The sequence below is a fragment of the Streptomyces longhuiensis genome, from assembly GCF_020616555.1.
Taxonomy (GTDB): domain Bacteria; phylum Actinomycetota; class Actinomycetes; order Streptomycetales; family Streptomycetaceae; genus Streptomyces; species Streptomyces longhuiensis.
On record NZ_CP085173.1, the window covers coordinates 8,518,080 to 8,540,275 of the forward strand.

Annotated in this window: 15 protein-coding genes; 3 read left to right on the forward strand and 12 right to left on the reverse strand. The window is 71.7% G+C overall.

Annotation, left to right across the window (positions count from 1 at the left end):
• Positions 1–3: 3 nt before the first annotated feature.
• The 5 genes from scpA to LGI35_RS38775 form a co-directional block, all read right to left on the reverse strand.
• The gene (gene scpA, locus LGI35_RS38755) at positions 4–2,190 is read right to left on the reverse strand and encodes a methylmalonyl-CoA mutase (RefSeq protein WP_227299100.1); all 2,187 of its coding nucleotides are present in this window, start codon (positions 2,188–2,190) and stop codon (positions 4–6) included.
• Positions 2,190–3,998 (reverse strand): methylmalonyl-CoA mutase subunit beta, encoded by a 1,809-nt coding sequence (locus tag LGI35_RS38760; protein ID WP_227299101.1) that lies wholly within the window; start codon positions 3,996–3,998, stop codon positions 2,190–2,192. Before LGI35_RS38760 ends, scpA begins: the two co-directional genes overlap by 1 nt.
• Before the next feature lie 307 nt (positions 3,999–4,305).
• A complete protein-coding gene (locus tag LGI35_RS38765) occupies positions 4,306–5,808 on the reverse strand; it encodes an amino acid permease (protein ID WP_227299102.1) in 1,503 nt (500 codons plus the stop codon).
• A gap of 277 nt (positions 5,809–6,085) precedes the next feature.
• Complete coding sequence (locus tag LGI35_RS38770; RefSeq protein ID WP_227300701.1) at positions 6,086–7,432, reverse strand: type III PLP-dependent enzyme domain-containing protein; 1,347 nt, start codon at positions 7,430–7,432, stop codon at positions 6,086–6,088.
• Positions 7,433–7,733: 301 nt separating this feature from the next.
• Positions 7,734–9,380 (reverse strand): PucR family transcriptional regulator, encoded by a 1,647-nt coding sequence (locus tag LGI35_RS38775; RefSeq protein ID WP_227299103.1) that lies wholly within the window; start codon positions 9,378–9,380, stop codon positions 7,734–7,736.
• A 249-nt stretch (positions 9,381–9,629) separates the two neighbouring features.
• Between LGI35_RS38775 and LGI35_RS38780 the strand changes: the two genes are divergently transcribed.
• Positions 9,630–11,207, forward strand: a complete 1,578-nt coding sequence (locus LGI35_RS38780) for an SDR family oxidoreductase (RefSeq protein ID WP_376224908.1) — start codon at positions 9,630–9,632, stop codon at positions 11,205–11,207.
• A 43-nt stretch (positions 11,208–11,250) separates the two neighbouring features.
• Here LGI35_RS38780 and LGI35_RS38785 read toward each other — a convergent pair whose 3' ends face one another.
• Positions 11,251–12,690, reverse strand: coding sequence for an amidase (locus LGI35_RS38785; RefSeq protein WP_227299105.1), 1,440 nt, complete (start codon positions 12,688–12,690; stop codon positions 11,251–11,253).
• Between the two features lie 95 nt (positions 12,691–12,785).
• Here LGI35_RS38785 and LGI35_RS38790 point away from each other — a divergent pair, with 95 nt between their 5' ends.
• Together LGI35_RS38790 and LGI35_RS38795 are read left to right on the forward strand one after the other, a co-directional pair.
• The gene (locus tag LGI35_RS38790) at positions 12,786–13,655 is read left to right on the forward strand and encodes a helix-turn-helix domain-containing protein (protein WP_227299106.1); all 870 of its coding nucleotides are present in this window, start codon (positions 12,786–12,788) and stop codon (positions 13,653–13,655) included.
• A gap of 191 nt (positions 13,656–13,846) precedes the next feature.
• The gene (locus tag LGI35_RS38795) at positions 13,847–14,581 is read left to right on the forward strand and encodes a class I SAM-dependent methyltransferase (protein WP_227299107.1); all 735 of its coding nucleotides are present in this window, start codon (positions 13,847–13,849) and stop codon (positions 14,579–14,581) included.
• A gap of 51 nt (positions 14,582–14,632) precedes the next feature.
• On the opposite strand, the gene LGI35_RS38800 is transcribed toward LGI35_RS38795, so the two are convergent.
• The 6 genes from LGI35_RS38800 to LGI35_RS38825 form a co-directional block, all read right to left on the reverse strand.
• Positions 14,633–15,505, reverse strand: a complete 873-nt coding sequence (locus LGI35_RS38800; RefSeq protein ID WP_227299108.1) for an LLM class F420-dependent oxidoreductase — start codon at positions 15,503–15,505, stop codon at positions 14,633–14,635.
• Positions 15,506–15,885: 380 nt separating this feature from the next.
• Positions 15,886–17,409, reverse strand: a complete 1,524-nt coding sequence (exaC, locus tag LGI35_RS38805; protein WP_227299109.1) for an acetaldehyde dehydrogenase ExaC — start codon at positions 17,407–17,409, stop codon at positions 15,886–15,888.
• Between the two features lie 55 nt (positions 17,410–17,464).
• Positions 17,465–18,763 (reverse strand): GAF domain-containing protein, encoded by a 1,299-nt coding sequence (locus LGI35_RS38810; protein WP_227299110.1) that lies wholly within the window; start codon positions 18,761–18,763, stop codon positions 17,465–17,467.
• A 157-nt stretch (positions 18,764–18,920) separates the two neighbouring features.
• Complete coding sequence (locus LGI35_RS38815) at positions 18,921–19,517, reverse strand: N-acetylmuramoyl-L-alanine amidase (RefSeq protein ID WP_227299111.1); 597 nt, start codon at positions 19,515–19,517, stop codon at positions 18,921–18,923.
• Between the two features lie 61 nt (positions 19,518–19,578).
• Positions 19,579–20,610, reverse strand: coding sequence for an acetamidase/formamidase family protein (locus LGI35_RS38820; RefSeq protein WP_227299112.1), 1,032 nt, complete (start codon positions 20,608–20,610; stop codon positions 19,579–19,581).
• On the reverse strand, positions 20,607–22,133 hold the full coding sequence (locus tag LGI35_RS38825; protein ID WP_227299113.1) for an APC family permease: 1,527 nt from the start codon (positions 22,131–22,133) through the stop codon (positions 20,607–20,609). The genes LGI35_RS38820 and LGI35_RS38825 overlap by 4 nt, the downstream gene beginning before the upstream one ends.
• Positions 22,134–22,196 lie beyond the last annotated feature (63 nt).

The window sequence follows — 22,196 nt, forward strand, 5'->3', positions numbered from 1 at the left end:
GGCTCACAGGTCGTCGTGCCCGAGCCCGGCCGCCAGCCGCGTCACCAGGTCGTGGGCGGCATCCGGGATCACGGTGCCGGGCGGGAACACCGCGGCCGCGCCCATCTCCAGGAGCGTCGGCACGTCCTGCGGCGGGATGACACCACCCACCACGATCATGATGTCGCCGCGCCCCTCCTCGGCGAGCGCCTCGCGCAGCGCCGGTACGAGGGTGAGGTGACCGGCGGCCAGCGACGACACCCCGACGATGTGCACGTCCGCCTCGACGGCCTGCCGCGCCACCTCGCCCGGGGTCTGGAACAGCGGGCCGACGTCCACGTCGAAGCCGAGGTCGGCGAAGGCGGTCGCGATCACCTTCTGGCCGCGGTCGTGGCCGTCCTGGCCCATCTTGGCGACGAGGATGCGCGGCCGGCGCCCCTCCGAGTCGGCGAATCCGTCGACACGAGCCCGGGTGCGATCGACCGACGGCGACTCGCCTGCTTCGTTCCGGTACACACCCGAGATCGTACGGATCTGCCCGGCGTGGCGCCCGTACACCTTTTCAAGGGCGTCGGAGATCTCCCCGACGGTCGCCTTGGCGCGGGCCGCGTTCACGGCGAGTTCCAGCAGGTTGCCCTCGCCGGCCGCCGCCCGGGTGAGGGCGTCGAGCGCGTCCTGGCAGGCGATGGCGTCGCGTTCGGCGCGCAGACGGCGCAGCTTGGCGAGCTGCTGCGAGCGCACCGAGGAGTTGTCCACCTTGAGGACCTCGATCTGTTCGTCGGAGTCCACCCGGTACTTGTTGACCCCGATCACCGGCTGCCGCCCGGAGTCGATCCGCGCCTGCGTACGCGCCGCGGCCTCCTCGATGCGCAGCTTGGGGATGCCCGCGTCGATGGCCTTGGCCATGCCGCCGGCGGCCTCGACCTCCTGGATGTGCTGCCAGGCGCGGCGGGCCAGGTCGTAGGTCAGCTTCTCGACGTACGCGCTGCCGCCCCACGGGTCGATGGCCCGGGTCGTGCCGGACTCCTGCTGGATCAGGAGCTGCGTGTTGCGGGCGATGCGCGCGGAGAAGTCGGTAGGCAGCGCCAGCGCCTCGTCGAGGGCGTTGGTGTGCAGCGACTGGGTGTGGCCCTGGGTCGCGGCCATCGCCTCGACACAGGTACGCGTGACGTTGTTGAACACGTCCTGCGCGGTCAGCGACCAGCCCGACGTCTGCGAATGGGTGCGCAGGGAAAGGGACTTGGCGTTCTTCGGGTCGAACTCCTTGACCAGCTTCGCCCACAGCAGCCGTGCGGCCCGCAGCTTGGCGATCTCCATGAAGAAGTTCATGCCGATCGCCCAGAAGAACGAGAGCCGCGGCGCGAACGCGTCCACGTCCAGGCCCGCCTCCCGTCCGGCGCGGAGGTACTCCACGCCGTCGGCGAGGGTGTACGCCAGCTCCAAGTCGGCCGTCGCGCCCGCCTCTTGGATGTGGTAGCCGGAGATCGAGATGGAGTTGTAGCGTGGCATCCGCTGCGAGGTGTACGCGAAGATGTCGGAGATGATCCGCATCGACGGCTTCGGCGGATAGATGTAGGTGTTGCGGACCATGAACTCCTTGAGGATGTCGTTCTGAATGGTCCCGGCCAGCTTCTCGGGCGGTACGCCCTGCTCCTCGGCGGCCACGATGTACAGCGCGAGTACGGGGAGCACGGCGCCGTTCATCGTCATCGACACGCTCATCCTGTCCAGCGGGATGCCGTCGAAGAGCTGGCGCATGTCGAGGATCGAGTCGATCGCGACACCCGCCATGCCGACGTCACCGGTGACCCGTGGGTGGTCGCTGTCGTAGCCGCGGTGCGTGGGCAGGTCGAAGGCGACCGACAGTCCCTTCTGGCCGGCCGCGAGGTTGCGCCGGTAGAAGGCGTTCGACTCCTCGGCCGTGGAGAAGCCCGCGTACTGGCGGATCGTCCAGGGCTGGTTCACGTACATCGTCGGGTAGGGGCCACGCAGGTACGGGGCGACGCCCGGGAAGGTGTCGAGGAAGTCGAGGCCCTCCAGGTCCTGCCCGGTGTAGAGCGGCTTGACCGTGATGCCCTCGGGGGTCTCCCACAGCAGGTCGTCGCCGTCGGTGGCCCGCTTGACCGCGGTGCGCCAGTCGTCTGTGCCGGCGTCGACGGCCGGCGTCCCGAGCTCAACCGCCGAGAAGTCGGGGACGGAGGGGATGGACATCAGGACACTCCCATGCGGTCGAGCGTGGCGGAGAGCACGGCCACGGCGTCACAGCCGGCGAAGACGTATGTGTCGACCCCGGCGTACGGTCCGGGCCGGCCCGCCAGGAACACGTGCCGCGCGCCCGCGGCCCGCAGCGTCCCCGCGGTGGCCTCGGCCTGCTCCTCGTACACCGTGTCGCTGGAGCACAGGCACACCTCCTGGGCCCCGCTCTCCTCGAACGTGCCCTCGGTGACGGCCTCGATGCCGCCCGCCTGGAACAGGTTGGCCGCGAAGGTGAGGCGCGCGGTGTGCGCGGTGGCCGGGCCCAGCGCGGCCAGATACACGCGGGGGCGGCCGCCGGTCGCCGCGAGGTGGCGGTCCGAGCGGGCCCGCAGAGCCTCGAACGCCTCGTCCCGCCGCACGCGGGGCAGGCCGCCGGAGGGCGGAGCCTCGGTGGGCACGCGCTCGACCGGCTTCTCGCCGAGGTGCGGGAACTCGCTGACGCCGGTGACGGGTTCACGCCGTTCGGCGAGCCGTACGCTGCGTGCCGCCCAGGTCTCGGCGAGCCGCTCGCGGACCAGACCGGAGCGCAGGGCAGCGGCCTGACCGCCCTCGCGCTCGATGGTCCGGAAGAACTCCCAAGCTGCGTGGGCGAGTTCATCGGTCAGCCGCTCCACGTACCAGGAGCCGCCCGCCGGGTCGATCACCCGGGACAGGTGCGATTCCTCGATGAGGATCGTGGAGGTGTTGCGCGCGATACGGCGGGCGAACCCGTCCGGCACACCGATCGCGCTGTCGAAGGGCAGTACCGTCACCGCGTCCGCGCCGCCCACGCCGGCGGCGAGCGTCGCGACCGTGGTCCGCAGCATGTTCACCCACGGGTCACGCCGCGTCATCATCACCGGCGACGTCACGGCGTGCTGCACCTGGGCGCCCGCCCGCGACGCCCCGCACACCTCGGCGACCCGGGCCCACAGCCGGCGCGCGGCGCGCAGCTTGGCGACGGTCAGGAACTGATCGGCGGTCGCGGCGAACCGGAACTCCAGCTGGGCCAGGGCCTGCTGAGCAGTGAGCCCCGCTTCGGTGAGCTCACGCAGGTACGCGACGCCGGTCGCCAGCGCGCAGCCGAGTTCCTGCGCGGCCGAGCCGCCTGCCTCGTGGTAGGGCAGGGCGTCCACGGTCAGCGCGCGCAGCCCCGAGTACCGCCCATCGCACAGCGCGGCCAGTTCGGTGACCGGCGCGCCGTCGTAGCGCTGCCCGGTGCGGGCCTCGTGGCCCAGCGGGTCCGCGCCGAGGTTGCCGCGCGCCGCGTCCGGGGCGATGCCCGACTCCTCGTAGAGGCGCAGCAATTGACGTGCGGCAGCGTCGACTTCGGAGCCGGCGTCGAGGACGATCGGAGCCAGATCCAGATAGACGCCGTCGAGGGCGGCGGGCAGCGCGGAGACGGGAAGGCCGGAGCGGCCCACGGTCAGCCACAGAGAGGTGACGCCGTTCTCCAGGTCGGTCAGTACCGCTGCCGGGTCGGCGGAAGTGTGCCGTTGGCGCACGTCCCAGCCGCCGACACTGTTCCCCTCGGCGCGTCCGCCGCGCACGAACGGCGCGAAGCCGGGCAGGCCGCTGGCAGGGGCGTCATCGCGCGCGGTGTACAGAGGGCGGGCGCGGAGCCCGTCCTCCAGCGCGGTGGACAGGGCGTCTTCCGCTGCGGAACTCGAGACTTCCTTTCCCGACTTGCGCAGGACACCCGAGACCAGGTGCTGCCACTGCTCATATGTCGCGTCAGGAAACTCGGCCGCCAGGGAGAGCCCGTCGTCAGGCAGGACCGTCATGCTCGGATGCTAGGTCAGACCGACAGAAGAGCAGCACACCGTAGGGGTGTGACCTTGTTCTCCTTGCCCAAGGGGCGTGGGTCGTCTATTGGCCGGGAACCGGCTGCTGTCCGTGCGTGACGCGCATGGCATCGGCAGGCCGGCACGCTCTCGGCCGTCGCGGTCAAACGGTGCTGTTCACACGTGGGTTGTCTCGCCCCTCAGTCGTCACCGACGGACGTTCTTCGCCCTTCACACTGACGCGAGGCACCGTTGCCGGCCCGCCGGGGTGCGGCGGACCGGCAACGGTGCCTCGCGTCAGTGTCGTTCAGCCCTGCTGCTCGGCCGGGTTCTGTTCGACCGCTAGATGTCCGGTCGCCTGCCGCTCGGCGACCCGGCCGCGGACCGCGAACCAGCCGATGACCAGGCCGACGGCGATCAGCGGGACGCAGGCCACCGACCAGGCGGCGTCGCCGCCGTCGACGCACATGAGCACCACGACGACGCCGAGGAAGACGAGCGTGAGCCAGGAGGTGAAGGGCGCGCCGGGCAGCCGGAACGCGGGGCGCTCCAGCTCGCCGCGCAGCGCCTTGCGGCGCAGCACCATCTGGCAGACCATGATCATCACCCAGGTGCCGATCATGGTGATCGCGGAGAAGTTCAGCACGATGGAGAACGCCCGCTCCGGCACGACGTAGTTGAGGACGATGCCGAGGATGTAGCAGCACGCGGTCAGCAGGACGCCGCCGAACGGCACGCCCCGCTTGTTCATCTTCGTGGTGAAGGCGGGCGCCGAACCGGCCAGGCCCATCGAGCGCAGCACGCGGCCGGTCGAGTAGAGGCCGGAGTTGCAGCTGGAGAGGGCCGCCGTGAGGATCACGAAGTTCATGATGCCGCTGATGCCGGGAACGCCCAGCTTGCCCATCAGCGTCACGAAGGGCGACTCGCCGGCCTTGTACGCGGTCCACGGCAGCAGGAGGACGAGCAGCAGCACGCTGCCGACGTAGAAGAGCACGATGCGCCACGACACGGAGTTGATGGCGCGCGGGATCACCTTGCGCGGGTTCGCGGTCTCGCCGGCGGCGATGCCGACCATCTCGATCGCGGCGTACGCGAAGACCACGCCCTGGATCAGCACGACGGCGGCGAGCAGGCCGTTGGGCAGCATGCCACCGTTGTCGGCGATCAGCTGCGGGCCCGTGCTGTGGCCGTCGACGGGGTGCCGGCTGGCCAGCAGCCAGCAGCCGATGGCGAGGAACGCCAGGATCGCGGCGACCTTGATGATCGAGAACCAGAACTCGAACTCGCCGAACCAGCGCACCGAGATGAGGTTCGCGACAAGCACCACGAGCAGCGCGAACAGGGCCAGCGTCCACTGGGGAATGTCCCGGAACGCCGCCCAGTAGTGCAGATACATCGCCACCGCGGTGATCTCCGCGATGCCGCTGCACACCCAGTGCAGGAAGTAGACCCAGCCCGCCGTGTAGGCGGCCTTCTCGCCGAGGAACTCGCGCGAGTACGAGACGAACGAACCGGACGTCGGCCGGTGCATCACCAGCTCGCCCATGGCGCGCGAGATGAAGAAGGCGAACAGGCCGGTGAGCGCGAAGATGACGACCAGCGACGGGCCGGCCGCGTGCAGCCGCTCGCCGGCGCCGAGGAAGAGGCCGGTACCGATGGCGCCACCGATCGCGATCATCTGGACCTGGCGGTTGCGCAGACCGGCCGTGTAACCCCCCTCGCGGATGGCGCCGGTCGCGCCGCCCCCGGTCGCAGCGGCAGGGGCCTGCGCCGGCCGGGCCTGCGGCTCGGCTTGTGCTGTGTGCTCCATGTTTCTCCGACGTGCATAGCGGTACACCGACCGCGCCCGCGCGCATGCACGCACGCACGCGAAAGCGAACGCCGGCAAGCGGCGCGGCATACCTGTTGGACAGGGCCCGTCCCCCCGTACGGCGGGCCGGCAGAGCGGGACAGCGGCGGACCTGGCGTGATGCTGTGCGGATCACGCCAGGAACGCAGTGTCCCCGTGGGGCGCCGCGGGATGACCACGCGGCGACAATCCACCTTAAACCGTTTCCTGGGGCAACTTTCCCAGGTGGCGAGCGCCCCTAGGCAGAGGGCCGGCCGGTCAGCCCGAGCAGCGAAGCGGCCTGCGCCGCACCGGACTCCGCGACCACCTCGGCCACCGTCTGGGCGGGCCTGACCGGAGCGAACGTCACCACGCCCGCATCCGAAACGACATATCCGTGGACAGCGGGACGCGGAAGGCTGTTGTAGTGGAAATGGGTCGAGAAGTAGTAGGCCCCGGTGTCGTACAGCGCGACCAGGTCACCGGGCGCCAGCTCGGGCAGCTCCCGCTCCCGCGCCACCAGATCCCCGGCGAAGCAGCACGGCCCGGCGACGTCCTGCACCAGCGGCTCGGTCGTCCTGGGCCGCCCGTCGGCGTCGAACGCGCCCACGCGCAGCGGCCACGACTCGGGCACGAACACGGTGCGCGTGGCCACCTGCGCCCCGGCGTGCGTGACGGCGATCCGCCGGCCGCCGGAGGTCTTGGTGTACTCGACGTACGCCATGATCAGCCCCTGCTTGGCCAGCAGCGAACGGCCGAACTCGGTGACGAGCGTGTAGCGCCCGTCGAACAGGCCGGGCACGGTCTCCCGCAGCAGCCGCGCGTACTGGGCGAAGGCCGGGGTCACCTCGTCCGAGGCGAAGTTCACGGGCAGGCCGCCGCCGATGTCGAGGGTGTCGATCTGCTGCCGGCCGACGTGCGCGTTGATCTTCTCCGCCAGCTCGTACGCGGCCCGCACCCCTTCGGCCATCAGCTCCAGGGCGACACCCTGGGAGCCGGTGTGGGTGTGCAGGCGGGTCATCCACGGGCGCAGCCGGTAGGCGTCGAGCACCCACGCTTCCGCGCCCTCGTCACGCAGCGCCACGCCGAACTTGGACGTGGCCGTCGCCGTGCTCATCGCCCCGATCGAACCACTGCCGACCTGCGGGTTGACCCGCAGCCCCACGGGCGCGCAGCCGACGCCGAGATCGGCGACGACGGCGTCGACACGGTCCAGCTCCTGCGGATTGTCGGCGTTGACGGCGATGCCGTGGGCGAGAGCGTCGCGCAGCTCGTCCACCGTCTTGGCCGGGGAGTCGAAGACGATCCGCTCGGCCGGGACGCCCGCGGCGCGGGCCAGCTCCAGCTCGCCGACGCTGGCCACCTCCGCGCCCACGCCCTCGTCGTTCAGCAGCGCGAGGACCGGCACGAGCGAGGCGGCCTTCACCGCGAACGTGTGCTGTACGGAGACCCCGTCGAAGGCGAACGCCTCGCGCAGCTCGCGGGCGGCGCCACGGATCCCTTCCACGTCGAGCAGGCCGAGGACCGGTGCCTGCGCACCGACCAGGCCCTGCGCGGCGGCGGCGCGCACGGCCGCCTCCCTGCGGACGACGGATTCCGGGGCCATGGTCATGGGGTGTTCCTGCCTTCTCACTGCGCACTGCCGGCTACGTGCCCGGCGGATCGTTCGCCGGGCGGGCCGCCGACTGCGGCGGCCGCGGGCGGTGTCCACGCCACCGGCTCGTCGCCCGTGCGCTCCGCCCCGGTTCACTGTGCAGCCCCGAGCCCCGCGCTGTCTGCGTGCTCCGGCACGAAGTCCGGGCCGCTCCCGTCGTGGCCGCGCACAAGCGTCGGGCCCTGCCCACGTCTCCATGGTGCGCTCGCACGATGCGGACGGCGAGGTCGTGGTGCGTCCGCACCACACCCGTTCAGGGCAGCGGGATCAGCCCGGCCCGCCGCAGCCCCAGCTCCACCAGCAGCCGTACGTCGGGGTCGGTGAGGTCGATGCCGCAAAGCTCACCTGCCCGGCGCAGCCGGTACCGCAGCGTATTGGTGTGGACCCCCACATAGCGGGCGGTGGCCGCCGCGTCACCGAAGAACACCAGGTGCGCCGCGACGGTGCGTGGCAGGTCCGTGCCGTGCCGCTCGTCGTGCTCGAGCAGCGCGGCCACCGCGTCGGCGGCCGACGGCACGTGCTCGGCGACCGCATCGGTCACCCGGAGCGCGTCCATGGCGAACCGGACGTCCTCGGCGCCGGCCGTCTCGGGACCGCCGCGCTCGCGCAGCACCCGCAGCACCTGGGCGGCCCCCGCACGGGAGGCGGCGGCGTCGCCGAGCCCTCCGACGGCGGGCCCCACCGCGACCAGCGGCCGCACCCCGGCGCCGCGCAGTACGGCGGCCAGGTCGCGTGCCAGCCGGTCCACGCCGTCCCCCGCCCCGGTCCCGGCCACCAGGACGTCGAGCCGGTCGCCGTCGCGGTGCGCGAAGGCCGGGGTGTGATGCGCGGCGACGCGCAGGGAGGCCAGATGGAAGGCCCGGTCCAGTACGTCCGGAGCGATCGGCGCCGCGGCGGCGGCCGTGAGTACGGTGCACGCCTGTCCGGCCTCGACCCCGAGCACGGACGCAGCCGCTGACACGTCCGGCGGGCGCTCCTCGAACAGGGCCCGCACCGCGTACCGGCGGCGGCTGGCGGCGGACCGGGACCGCAGCCGGTGGTGCAGCAGATGCGGTACGGCGATGACGGCCGCCTGCCGCAGCGCGTCCCGGGCCCCGGGCGGCAGCGGTTCGCCGTCGGCGGCCGCCCACAGCGACCCGAGGATCTCGTCGCCGGCCCGCACGGCGACGGCGAGGCGTTCGGGGAACCGCGCGTCGGCCGGCCGGTGCACCACGTCGCCGCTCGCCCACAGTGTGGTGAGGAAGCCGCTCTCGGCGAGTTCGGTCACCCGCCAGCTCGGCACCCGGCGGCCCAGGATCGTCAGCCTGCGCAGCGGGTCGGCGGTGTCGGCGGTGGGGGAGTACGCCAGGACGTTCGACTCGGGGTCCTCGACGGTGATCGCGCCGCCCACCAGCGCGGCCAGCGCCAGGGCGAGCCCCGGCAGATCGCCGAGTGCCACATCGGCCGACGCCTCGGTGGGCGCCGCCGTACCGGTACGGGCGATGGCCGCCCGCAGCAGTCCGATCAGCTCGCCCCACTCGATCCACGGCGCCCGGGCGAGCAGGGCGGTCGAGACCTCGTCGGCCGCCTCGGCGAGCGACGGCGCGATCCCCTGGGCGCCACGCCGCAGCACGACGGCCGCCGCCCCGGCGCGGTCCGCCGCGCGCAGCACGCCCGCCGCACCCGGCGCGGACGTGTCGACGCCGGGCGCGATGAGAATCCGCCCCCGTGCCTGCAAGGTCTCGCCCTCGTCGAACACTCCGGCCCCGCTCACCGGCACGTCCGTGCCGCACGGCGCCCGCAGCACCTCGACCACGTCCGGCCCGACCACACCGACGGCCTGCCCGAGCGTGGGCGAACCACCGCCGTGCGCGGCGGCGGCATCGGGCGAGGAGGGAGGGCCGGGCGCGGAAAGCTGCATGACCCAAGTGTCACCGATGCCGCCCGGCCGACAGCACGGGGCGAACGCTCGCCCGGCTCCAGAGCCGGGCGCGGCGCCGCCTTCCAGCACCGTTCCGGCCGGGTGAGGCCGACGAGTGTCCCGGGGATCACCGTGTAGCGGGCTGAGTCGTGTCGACCGTCCCCAGCGCGCTGCGGGCACATCCCCGGGGCGGCAGTCATGATCGAACGGAGGAACACAGGAGCAGCGTCGGATCGAGTGCGTGGAGAGTTGGTCGTGGACACGGACGGAAAGCACAGCACGGAGCAGCTGCACTGTCTGGTCACCGGAGCGTCCGGATACATCGGGGGGCGCCTGGTACCGGAACTGCTGGAGGCCGGTCACCGCGTTCGCTGCCTGGCCCGCTCGCCGGACAAGCTGCGTGACCACCCCTGGGCGGCGGCCGCCGAGACGGTACGCGGAGACGTCACGGACGCCGAGTCGGTCGAAGCGGCCATGCGCGGTATCGATGTCGCGTACTACCTGGTGCACTCCCTCGGATCCGGGTCCGGTTTCGAGGACACCGATCGCCGCGCGGCCCGGATCTTCGCCGAGCGGGCGCACGCGGCCGGCGTACGGCGCATCGTCTACCTCGGAGGGCTCACTCCGCAGGACGTACCCGAGAAGGCTCTCTCGCCGCACCTGCGCTCCAGGGCCGAGGTCGGTCGCATCTTCCTCGACGCCGCGGTGCCCGCCACGGTGCTCAGGGCCGCTGTCGTCATCGGCTCGGGATCGGCGTCCTTCGAGATGCTGCGCTATCTGACCGAGCGGCTGCCGGTGATGGTCACCCCGAGCTGGGTGCACACCCGCACGCAGCCCATCGGGGTCCGCGACGTGCTGCGCTACCTCGTCGGCTCGGCCACCATGCCGGCCGACGTCAACCGGGCCTTCGACATCGGCGGGCCGGATGTCCTGACCTATCGGCAGATGATGTGCCGCTACTCCGAGGTCGCCGGACTGCGGCGGCGGATCATCGTGCCGGTGCCCATGCTCACCCCGCGGCTGTCCAGTCACTGGGTCGGCCTCGTGACCCCGGTACCGGCATCGATCGCCCGGCCCCTCACGGAGTCGCTTCGCCACGAAGTCGTCTGCCACGAGCACGACATCGCCCGCTACGTTCCCGACCCTCCGGGCCGGCCTCTGCCGTTCGACGAGGCCTTGGCCCTGGCACTGCGGAGGGTACGGGAGGCGCAGGTCGCCACCCGGTGGTCGTCCGCCGCCCTCCCCGGGGCGCCCAGCGACCCGCTCCCCACCGATCCCGACTGGGCCGGCGGCAGTCTCTACCAGGACGAGCGGCAACTGCCTGTCGAGGCGTCCCGGGAGGCCCTGTGGAAGGTGATCGAGGGGATCGGCGGCGACAACGGCTGGTACTCCTTCCCGCTGGCCTGGGCGGTCCGCGGCTGGCTGGACCGGTTCGTGGGCGGGGTCGGCCTGCGTCGCGGACGACGTGACGCGGAGCGTCTGCGGGTCGGCGACTCGCTGGACTTCTGGCGCGTCGAGGAGATCGAACCCGTACAACTGCTGCGGCTGCGCGCGGAGATGAGGCTGCCGGGTCTGGCGTGGCTGGAGATGTACGTCGAGACGGGCGCCGAGGGCGGTACCCGCTACCGGCAGCGCGCGCTGTTCCACCCCCGCGGCCTGCTGGGCCATGCCTACTGGTGGTCCGTCTCCCCCTTCCACGCCGTCGTCTTCGGCGGCATGGCCCGCAACATCACCCAAGCCGCCGCCAAGGGCATGAGCGCACGCGGGAGCGAGTCCCGCACCGACCGCGTCCGGCACTCACGCCGAGAGCGAAGCCGGCGGCGATAGCGCGCACAACTCCGCGTCGCCGCCGGCGAGTGAGCACGCGCGGTCAGCTGACGGTCGGCCGGCGACCGGCCCAGGGGAGTGCGCGTTCGAGGGTGCGGGACACCTGGAGCAGGAGGTCCTCCCGCCATGGTGCGGCGACGATCTGGATGCCGACGGGCAGGCCGGTGGCCTCGTCGTGGTGGACGGGGAGGGAGATCGCCGGCTGGCCGGTCACGTTGAACACCGACGTGAACACCCCCATCGGGTAGCTGTTCAGCAGTGCCCTCAGAGGATCGTCCTCGATGCCCGTCCGCCAGGCACCGACGAGCGGTGGAAGGCAGGCCATCGCCGGCGTCACGAGGAGGTCGAAGCCGGCGAGGAAGCCTTCGACGATGCGCCGCGACAACTGCTGGGTCTTGCGCAGCCCTTCCGCGTACGCCCACGAGTCGATCGCTCGTGCCGCCTCGCGCAGGGCGCGGTTGTGCGGCTCGACGCGGTCCGGGTCCGCGAGCGTGATCCCGGCACCGCCGACGTTCCACAAGGTCGTGAACGCGGCGACCAACTCGTCGGTCGGCGGCAGCGGAAGAGGGGTGTCGACGATGTGCTGGCCTGCCGATTCGAGCGTCCGAAGAGTGACGTCGACGGCTTCGACACACGCCGGGTGCACGCGTATCCCGTCGATCGGGGAGTCGGTGAGCACACCGATCCGCAGCCCGGTCGGCAGGTCCGTCTGCATCGCGGCGGCGAACGACGCGCGCGGCGTCGGCGGCGACCACCACGCGGCCGGATCATGACGCGCGAGCACGTCGAGGACCGCCGCCGTGTCCGCCACCGAGCGGGTGAGCACGCCGCCGGTGCCGAGCCCCTCCACCTCCACGACGGCGTTCGTGACCAGGCCGCGGGTGGGTTTGAGACCGACGAGGCCGTTGCACGACGCGGGGATCCGGATCGACCCGCCGCCGTCCTCGGCATGGGCGATGGGCGCCATCCCGGCGGCGACGGCGGCGCCCGCTCCGCTCGACGAGCCGCCGGGCGTGCGGTCCGGGTCCCACGGGTTGCGCGAGATACCGAGGGCGTCGCTCTCGGTGAAGGGCAGGCTGCCGAACTCGGAGGTGGTGGTCTTGCCCAGCAGGACGAAGCCCGCGTCCACGAACCGTCGCACGACCGGGTCCGATGCCTCCGCCGGCGTCTGCCCGGAGCCGGCGGAGCCATGGGTGGTGGGCCATCCGGCAACGTCGGCAAGGTCCTTGACGGGCAGTGGGACGCCGTGGAACGGCGGGAGGTCGTCGACGGACGCGGCCCGCGCCACCGCGTCGGCAGCCGTGGACGCGGCTTTGCGGACGTCGTCGTCCGCCCGGTGGCAGAAGGCGTTCAGCCGGGGGTCGAGCCGGTCCATCCGCTCGAGAAAGCAGTCGGCCAACTCGACCGGGCTCACCTCCTTCCGGCGGATTGCCGCGGCGAGTTCGACGGCGGGTGTGAACGGGTCGATCGGCGAGTGCGTCACGGGTGGACCTTTCCGGTACGGGGCGTGCGGGAGCCGTCAGTGTCGTCACGCACCGGACGTCGCGTCTTGGACGAATGTCCCGTAGTTTTGGCGCCATGCGATCCGGCGAGCCGGCCCATGACGCCGCGTCGGTGTGGGACATCGCCACACCGTCGGGACGCGGAAGGCTGCCGGGAGTCAGCATGGCCGGATTCCGGGCCCGTACAAGCGACTTCGTCGACCTGGGCCTGGTCCCGTACCCCGCTGTCACGGTGGCCGTCGACCTCGGCGACGAGCCGCTCGTCGTCGACGACCACAGCGGCCGGCAGGAGAGCGGCAGCGTCGTCGTGGGGCTCGCGTCCGGCGGCGTTCGAGGGCGCGGCCGGGACATCGAGTGCCTGCAGATGCGGCTGTCGCCACCGGTCGCGCAGGCGGTGCTGGGCGCCTGTGCGGAGTCGGGCGCCACGGTGCTCTCCCTCGACGACCTCTGGGGCCGCGACGCCGCGCGCACCCAGGAGCAACTGCGAGCTGCCGGGACATGGGCCGACCGGTTCGCGATGGCCGAGGCCGCGCTCGTCCGACGACACGAGGCAGGCCGAGCGGTGGATCCCGAGGTCGCCTTCGTGTGGGGGCAGATGGTGACGCATCTGGGAGGGGTTCGGGTCGAGCGGCTGGCAGCCGAGGTCGGCTGGAGCCGTAAACGTCTGTGGTCCCGGTTCCGGGCCCAGATCGGTCTCAACCCCAAGCGCGCCGCTCAGCTCGTCCGTTTCGACCACGCGGCCCACCGCCTGGCCGCGGGCCACAGTGCCGCGCGGGTGGCGGCGGAGATCGGCTACGTCGACCAGTCCCACCTTCATCGTGACGTCGTGGCCTTCGCCGGTGTGACGCCCACGGCCGTTGCGATGGCGCCCTGGCTCGCGGTCGACGACGTCGCGTGGGCCGCCCCCGCATACCTGGCCAGGACCCCCTACCTGGCCAGGACTTGACGCACGATCTGCACCTGGCAGAAGCGAGACCACTCGGCAGAAGCGAGACCGCCCGGCAGGAGCGAAGCCACCGGCAGACACGAGGTCGGTCGTGTGCCCCGCGTGACCCGCCGTGACCCGCGCGGATCACGCGGGTCACGGCGGAACATTTCTACAAGACGCCCGGCCGCCGAGCTGGTGACACTGCGAGCATGACCAAGCACCGTAATGACTCCCCACTGCCGCGCCTTCAGGGGCCGAGGTACGGCGTTGACGCTCCGGCGTTCCCGGCGACACTCGGCGCCGCGGGCGTGGCCTGCTGCCTGGCCGCCGTCCGGTGGCGGCCGCGACGGAACGCGATGGCGGCCGCGGGGACGGTGCTGATCGCCCAGACCGGTATCTACATGCACACCACGCTGCACGGCAAGCTGCGCATCTGGAGGCGGGAGCTGGACCGGGCCGGCTTGAAGGGTGACGAGCAGCTCCTTGACCTGGGCTGCGGCCGCGGCGCGGTGCTGATCGAGGCGGCCAGGCGGCTGCCGACGGGACACGCGGTGGGCGTGGACCTGTGGTCCGGAAAGGACCAGAGCGGGAATCGCCCCGAGGTCACGCTGGCCAACGCCGCTGCGGCCGGGGTCGCCGACCGGGTGGACGTACATACGGTCGACATGACCGCGTTGCCGTTCGCGGACGGCTCGTTCGACGTCGTGACGAGCGCGATGGCGATCCACAACATCCCGTCGCCCGAAGACCGATACCGCGCGGTGGACGAGGCCATGCGGGTGCTGCGCCCCGGTGGGCAGTTGCTCATCGCCGACTTCTGGCCCATGGCCGGCAAGTACGCGGCGCACATCGGGCAGGGCACACTGCGCGGACTCGGTCCCGGCTACTGGTACGGCGGCCCGTGGCTCGGCACCACGTTGCTGCACGCCGTGAAGAAGGGCTGAGCGGATTCCACGACGAGAGGCTGCCGACGGGCACGTGCCCAGGCCTGCCGCTCAGGAACCAGTGGACGCCAGCCATTGACCGGCGAGGGTGGCGACCCAGTCACCGGCCTGCTCCGGCGTCGCAGGCGGTGCATCGACGACGACCAGTTCGCTCACTCCCGCATCGGCCAGCTCGGGCAGCAGCTCCGGGGACGCGTCGGTCAGCGCGACCGCCACGGTGAGTTCCTCCATCGGGCGGTTGTGCTCCGCACAGTGCCCGGCCAGCACGGAGACACACTCCAGAGCCTTTGCGGTCGAGAGATTGAAGCCGTACCAGCCGTCCGCGATCGTTGCCGCCCGAAGCAGCGCCCTGTCACTGTTGCCGCCCATCACGACGGGGATCCAGCGGTCGCGCACAGGCTTCGGGTTGACGCGTACGTCCCGGAAGCGTGTGAATTCCCCCTCGAACGTGGCCACGTCCTCCCGCCACAACGTCCGCATCGCGGCAAGGTACTCCTCGGTCCGGCTGCCACGTCGCGCGAACGGAACACCGAGCGCGTCGAACTCGTCGGCGGACCAGCCGATCCCGACCCCGAGGGTGAGCCGCCCCGCCGAAAGGACGTCCAGGGTCGCCACCTGTTTGGCCGTCACCACGGGATTGTGCTCAGGTAGCAGCAGTACTCCCGTGGCGAGCCCGATCTCATTCGTCACGCCCGCTGCGAAACTCAGGGCGAGCAGCGGGTCGAGCCAGTCGGCATCAGCCGGTACGGCGATCCGGCCGTCATCGGAGTACGGGTACTGCGAGATCGGGGCATCGACCAGCACGACGTGCTCGCCCGCCCACAACCTGCTGAACCCCTGGGCCTCGGCGGCCTGCGCCACCGCCCGGATGATCTCCGGGCGAGCACCGCTCGCAATACCCAGAGCATGCAGTCCCACCCGCATACGCCGCCTCCTGAAACCGCCGCGGGGTCTGCCGCGCCGCCGGACGCAGAAGCATGCGGACTCGGGCAGGACCGAAAGAGAGAGGACCGACCGACCGTAACAGCGCCGCCCGCATACGCCTGCGCGACGTTCCGACGGTCCGGCAGACGGCAGACCGGTCACGGCTCGCGACCCGAGCGGGACGTACCAGGTCGGAGCTCCCGGACCGGCCGTGGCCTCATCAGGACCGCCAGAGCGACAGCGCCCGGCGGGCAGTCGGCGGCTCAGTCACCGGCGCGGAGGCGTTCGCCGGCGTGGTGCTTCGCTCAGGTGCCGAGCCGTGCCGTAGCGGATGGCGCCCGACGGCCAAAGGGCCAGGTCGGGCGCCATCCCGTCTGCTTCTAGAAGAAGCCGAGCTTCTGCGCCGAGTACGACACCAGAAGGTTCTTCGTCTGCTGGTAGTGCTCCAGCATCATCTTGTGGTTCTCGCGGCCGATGCCCGACTGCTTGTAGCCGCCGAAGGCGGCGTGGGCCGGGTACGCGTGGTAGCAGTTCGTCCAGACACGACCCGCCTGGATCGAACGGCCCGCCCGGTAGGCAGTGTTGATGTCCCGGGTCCACACGCCCGCGCCGAGGCCGTACAGCGTGTCGTTGGCGATCTTGATGGCGTCGTCGTAGTCGGCGAACGAGGCGACCGAGACGACCGGGCCGAAGATCTCCTCCTGGAAGATCCGCATGCGGTTGTTGCCCTCGAAGATCGTGGGCTGGACGTAGTACCCGCCCGCCAGCTCGCCGTCGTACTCGATGCGCTGACCACCCGTCAGGACCTTCGCGCCCTCCTGCTGGCCGATGTCCAGGTAGGAGAGGATCTTCTGGAGCTGGTCGTTGGACGCCTGGGCGCCGATCATCGTGTCGGTGTCGAGCGGGTTGCCCGGCTTGATGGCCTCCGTGCGCGCGACCGCCGCGTCGAGGAACTCGTTGTAGTGGCCCTGCTGGATCAGCGCACGCGAGGGGCACGTGCAGACCTCGCCCTGGTTGAGGGCGAACATCGTGAAGCCCTCGAGAGCCTTGTCACGGAAGTCGTCGTCCTTCGCCCACACGTCGTCGAAGAAGATGTTCGGCGACTTGCCGCCGAGTTCGAGGGTGACGGGCTTGATGTTCTCGGACGCGTACTGCATGATCAGCCGGCCCGTCGTCGTCTCGCCGGTGAACGCGACCTTCGCCACGCGCGCGCTGGACGCGAGCGGCTTGCCCGCCTCCACTCCGAAGCCGTTGACGACGTTCACGACACCCGGCGGCAGCAGGTCGGCGACCAGGCTCAGCCAGTAGTGGATGGACGCGGGGGTCTGCTCGGCGGGCTTGAGGACGACCGCGTTGCCCGCGGCGAGCGCCGGCGCCAGCTTCCAAGTGGCCATCAGGATCGGGAAGTTCCACGGAATGATCTGCGCCACGACACCGAGCGGCTCGTGGAAGTGGTACGCGATCGTGTCGTCGTCGATCTCGCTGAGCGAGCCCTCCTGGGCGCGCAGGGCGCCCGCGAAGTAGCGGAAGTGGTCGATGGCGAGCGGGATGTCGGCGGCGAGCGTCTCACGGACCGGCTTGCCGTTCTCCCAGGTCTCGGCGACCGCCAGCTTCTCCAGATTCGCCTCCATCCGGTCGGCGATCTTGAGGAGGATGTCGGCGCGCGCGGTGGGCGACGTACGGCCCCAGGCGGGGGCGGCGGCGTGCGCCGCGTCGAGGGCGCGCTCGACGTCCGCCTCGGTGCCCCGGGCGATCTCCGTGAACGGCTTCCCGTTGACCGGGCTCGGGTTCTCGAAGTACTGGCCGAGGGCCGGCGGCACGTACTCGCCGCCGATGAAGTGGTCGTAGCGGGACTGGTAGGAGACGACTGAGCCGTTGGTACCGGGCGCTGCGTAAAGGGTCATCTTGGCTGGCCTCCCGTGCGAGCCGCCCGCCGTTGGGCAGCTTTCGCACGGGAGGCTAGGCGCGCGGACGTTGCAGATACGTTGCGTGCGACGTCGGGGAGCCGGGCGCGGCCTGCTCCGCGTCGAGCTCCCTGAGACGGGCCAGCACGGGCGGCGCGGGACGCACCGAGGCCAGCGCCCGCCACACGTCGAGGTCCTCCTCACCCCACGGCGCGTGCGCCCAGTCCGCCAGCAGGTCGGGGTCGCCCCGCGCGATGAGCGCGGCCCGCATCTCGTCGGTGAGCCTGCGCCGTACTCGAACGACGGCCGGGGCCTGCGAGCCGGGCAGCAGCGGTCCGCCGAACGCGGCGGCGGCGGCCGTCACCGCGCCCGTCCCCAGGCGCCGCTCGACCGTCCCGAAGTCGGACTCGACCGGTGCCGCCAGGCGGTAGGGGCGCGAGCCGAGGATGTCGGGGCCGAGAACCCGGCGCAGGCGCGCCAGTTCGGCCCGCAGCGTCACGGGCGTCACCGACTCGTCCTCGTACAGCGCGCACAGCAGCTCGTCGCCGGTCAGGCCCTCCGGGTGGCGGGCCAGCAGGACGAGGATCTCGCTGTGCCGGCGGCTGAGCCGGATCTTGCGTCCGGCGCTGGTGACGATCAGGGCCTCGTCCCGGCCGAGCGCGGTGAGCCGGAGGCTGTCCGCGTCCGAGGGCGGCGGTGCGAGCAGCGCGAGCTGGGACTCCGCCGCACGGGCCACCGCCTGCACGAACGCCAGGCTGTGCGGATGGGCCAGCCCGTCCCCGCCCGTGATGTCGACGGCACCGAGCAGCCGCCCCGAACGCGGATCGTGCACGGGGGCCGCCGCGCAGGTCCACGGCTGGACGCGCCGGATGAAGTGCTCGGCGGCGAACACCTGGACGGGCCGGTCGACCGCCACGGCCGTACCCGGCGCGTTCGTCCCCATCGCCGTCTCCGACCAGCGCGCGCCAGGCACGAAGTTCATCGTCCCCGCCCGCTGCCGGGTCGTCCGGTCGCCCTCGACCCACAGCAGCCTGCCGTGCGCGTCGCACACGGCGAGCAGATGCTCGCCGTCCCGGGCGAACGTCCCCATCAGTTCACGGAACAGCGGCATGACCCGGGCCAGCGGATGCTCGGCGCGATACGCCCCGAGGTCGCCGTCGCTCAGCTCCACCGACGCGGACGCGTCCGGGCTGACGTGCGCCCCGGCGGAGCGCCGCCAGGAATCGGCCACCACGGAGCGCACCGGCCGGGACACGGTCCCCGCGGCGGTGAACGTCTCGTGCGCGCGGCGCAGGACCCGTACCCGCTCGGACGGATCGGTGCCCGGCTCCAGGGCCACCCATGGATCGGTCAAGTCGGCCTCCCCGGCGGGCGATGCGGCGGTGCATCGCTGTGGGGACATCGTCGCGCCGGGGACGCATACGGACAAGCGTCCCGACACTGATCCGCACGGATGCGTCACAGTGCGTGCGCGCCGGGCAGGCCGACCCCGCCGCGGTCCTGCCCGCTCCTCAGGCGAAGTTGACCATGCGGATGTAGCGGGACCAGTCCCAGTACGGGCCCGGGTCGGTGTGGTCCGTGCCGGGGACCTCGGCGTGCCCGAGGATGTGCTCGCGGTCCATCGGAATCCCGTACCTGGCGCAGATCGCGGCCGTGAGGTTGGCGGACGACTGGTAGAGGGCGTCGGTGAAGTACTCCGGCTGGTCGACCCAACCCTCGTGCTCGATGCCGATGCTGCGGGTGTTGTAGTCCCAGTTCCCCGCGTGCCATGCGATGTTGCGCTCGCGGACGCACTGGGCGATGTGGCCGTCGGCCGAGCGGACCACGTAGTGGGCGGAGACCTTCTTGGCCGGGTTCTGGAAGATGGCCAGGGCGTCGGCGTACGTCTCCTGGGTGACATGGATGATCACGTAGTTCAGGGGATAGCTGGTGGGGCGGCTGGACGCCGTGTAGTTGGAAGTGCTGGCCGGGACGGACTCGGCGCCCGGATAGTCGACGGCCTGCGCTCGGGCGGAGGCGCGGGCGGCGGGGAGCAGGGCTGCGGGTACGGCGGCGAGGGCGCCGGCCTGGAGTAACCGGCGCCGGCTCGGAAGTGGCTTTCTGTCCATGACTGGTCTGCCTCTCTGGTGGGGGCGGTGGGGCAGGGCTTCGTCGGCGAGTGGTGGGTCGTCAGAAGGTGCGGTGGTCCGGGCGGGGGAGCGTCGCGGCGACGCCCCTCAGGTGTGCGTGCAGCCCACGGTGGGTGTCCCGTGCCGGCAGCCACTCCTTGCGGAGCTTCGCCACGCACGTGTAGTTCGTGTCGCATACGTTGGCGAGCGGAGACTCGACTGTCTGCGAGGCGAACTGGTACGCGTCGAGCTCACTGAAGCCGTAGTCGCGCTCCAGCCAGCGCACCAGGTCGAGTTGGGATATCCGGAACGCGTCCTCCAGGGGCCGCGCCGACCCCGTCGAGATGATGTGCGTGTCGGACTCGATGCGCGGCCACGGTGTGGCGACGCCCTTGAGAAGCTCGACGATCACGACGGTCCGCATGGCGCACTCGACGGCGACGCCGCACGTCTCACCCTCGCCCTGCCGCGCGTGCCCGTCGCCGAGGCTGAGCAGCGCACCCTCGACATTCACCCCGAGATAGCAGGTGACGCCCGCGCGCATCTCCGGCGAGTCCATGTTGCCGCCGTGCGCGTCCGGGACGAGGGCTGAGCGGACCTCGAGGTTCGCGGGTGCCACGCCGACCGTTCCGTGCATCGGATCCATCGGCAGCTCGACCTGGAGGTCGCTGTCGTGCGCGGTGAACCGGGCGGTGCGGCGCTCCCGGTCGAGGTGCCACATCCATACGACTTCGGGCAGCGGCGGCTGGAGTGTGGCCGTGGTGTGCGTGGACGTGAGCGCGCCGAAGAGCGGGACCGTCGTGGACGCCGCCCAGTCGCGGGCCGGTTCGACGGACACGAAGTGCACCGCGACCGTGTCACCGGGTTCGGCACCCTCGATGTGGAACGGGCCCGTCTGCGGATTGAGGTACGGGAACTCGCACACCTGCGACACCAGGTCCTTCTCGGACCGCACCCGCCCGCCGAAACAGTCCTCCGTGTACAGGTCCAGGATCGTGCCCGGTGCGATCCTGGCGACGGGTGGCGCCCCGCCGAACGTGTAGGCGAACTCGCCCGGTTCGGGCCGCACGGTCAGGATCCGGGGGTCGCTCATCGCTGTACTGCTCCGCTCTGTGAGGTGGGCGCGTCAGGGTCCGCGCCCCGGTCCGGTTCTCCGTCGGATGCGTCGTCGTCGAGATGGACACGTCCGGTCTCCGCGATACGTTCCGGACGGCGTCGCAGGAGCACGGCGAGCACCACGATCCCCGCGAGCATCCACACGGCGACGACCGGGCCCGCGTAGGACACCGGCGCCGTCAGCTCCGACACGAAGTCGAAGACCGGCAGGCCCGCGGCCGTCAGCAGCGCGGGTACGAAGGCGACGATGCCGAGGAGCGGGAAGACGAGATGGCGCACCGGGCGCAGCGCGGAGCGACCGCGGCGCAGGAAGTACCCGGCACAGGAGAGGTTCGCCACGATGTAAACGCCGATGATGACCGTGACGATCACCGTCGCCAGGAGCAGGAACGCGGTCACCGGGTCGTAGGCGAAACCGAGCCCCAGCATGGCCGCGACCGCGACGACGAACTGGACGGCGACACCGGTGACGGGGGAGCGGCGCTGCGGGTGCAGGCGCGCGAAGCCGCGCGGGAAGACGCCGATGCGGCCGAGAGCGAACGCCGTGCGCGTCGAGACGTTGGCGCACGCGTTGGCGTTCGCGATCGTCGAGTTCACCACGGCGAGGAACACCAGGACCCAGAAGAGGCCGAACGACGCGCGGGCCACGCCCTCCCACGACGCGGCGCCCTCCGCGCCGAACGTCGCGAACTTGCCGGGCCCGAAGTACACCGACATCGCGTACGTCGTCAGTACGTAGAAGAGCCCGATCGCCAGAGCTGCCCCGAGGACCGCCCGGTGCATGGTGCGCCGTGGGTCGCGGGTCTCCTCGGCGAGGGGCGCCGCCGCCTCGAACCCGGCGAACGCCAGCACCGTGTACACCGAACCGGCGAAGACGCCGCTCAGGCCCTCGTACCCCGGTGCCGTGTGCGAAGTGCCGAACACCGAAAGGGTGTTGTCGCTGCCGGCCTTCGAGATCAGCAGGATCGCGAACGCCAGGAAGACGATCACCTCGAAGGCGCCGAGCACCGTCCCGAAGCGGGCCGACGCCCGCACCCCGAAGTAACCCGCCACGGCGATGATCACCGCTCCGGCGAGCGACCACGGCCACCACAGATCCGCGGGGTACGACGACCACTCGTTGTGCAGCGTCCCGGCCGTGGTGAAGCCCAGTTGGAGCAGAAGCAGTGGCGGCACGAGGGCCTCCACGAACACATAGCCCCAGCCGACGAGGAACCCCACGCTCGGATGGAGGCCGCGCGCCGCGTACGTCGACACGGATCCGGCCGCGGGCAGTTCGCGGGCCAGCTCCGCCACGCACGACGCCGTGAACAGGCAGGCCACCAGCGCGATCAGCACGGACAGCGGCAGACTGCCGCCCGCGAACGCCGTACCCGCCGGGATCGACGCGGCGACCGCGGCAGCCGGCGCCATCGCCGTAATGCTCTGGAACAGGACCTCGCGCAGCCCGATCGCCCCGCGCCGCAGCTCCGTTCCGCTCTGAACGCTTGCCCCCGACACTGAATCCCCCGATCCACGTGGACGCGCCACCGCGCCGAGGCGGTGGCGTCCCGCGTGAATTAC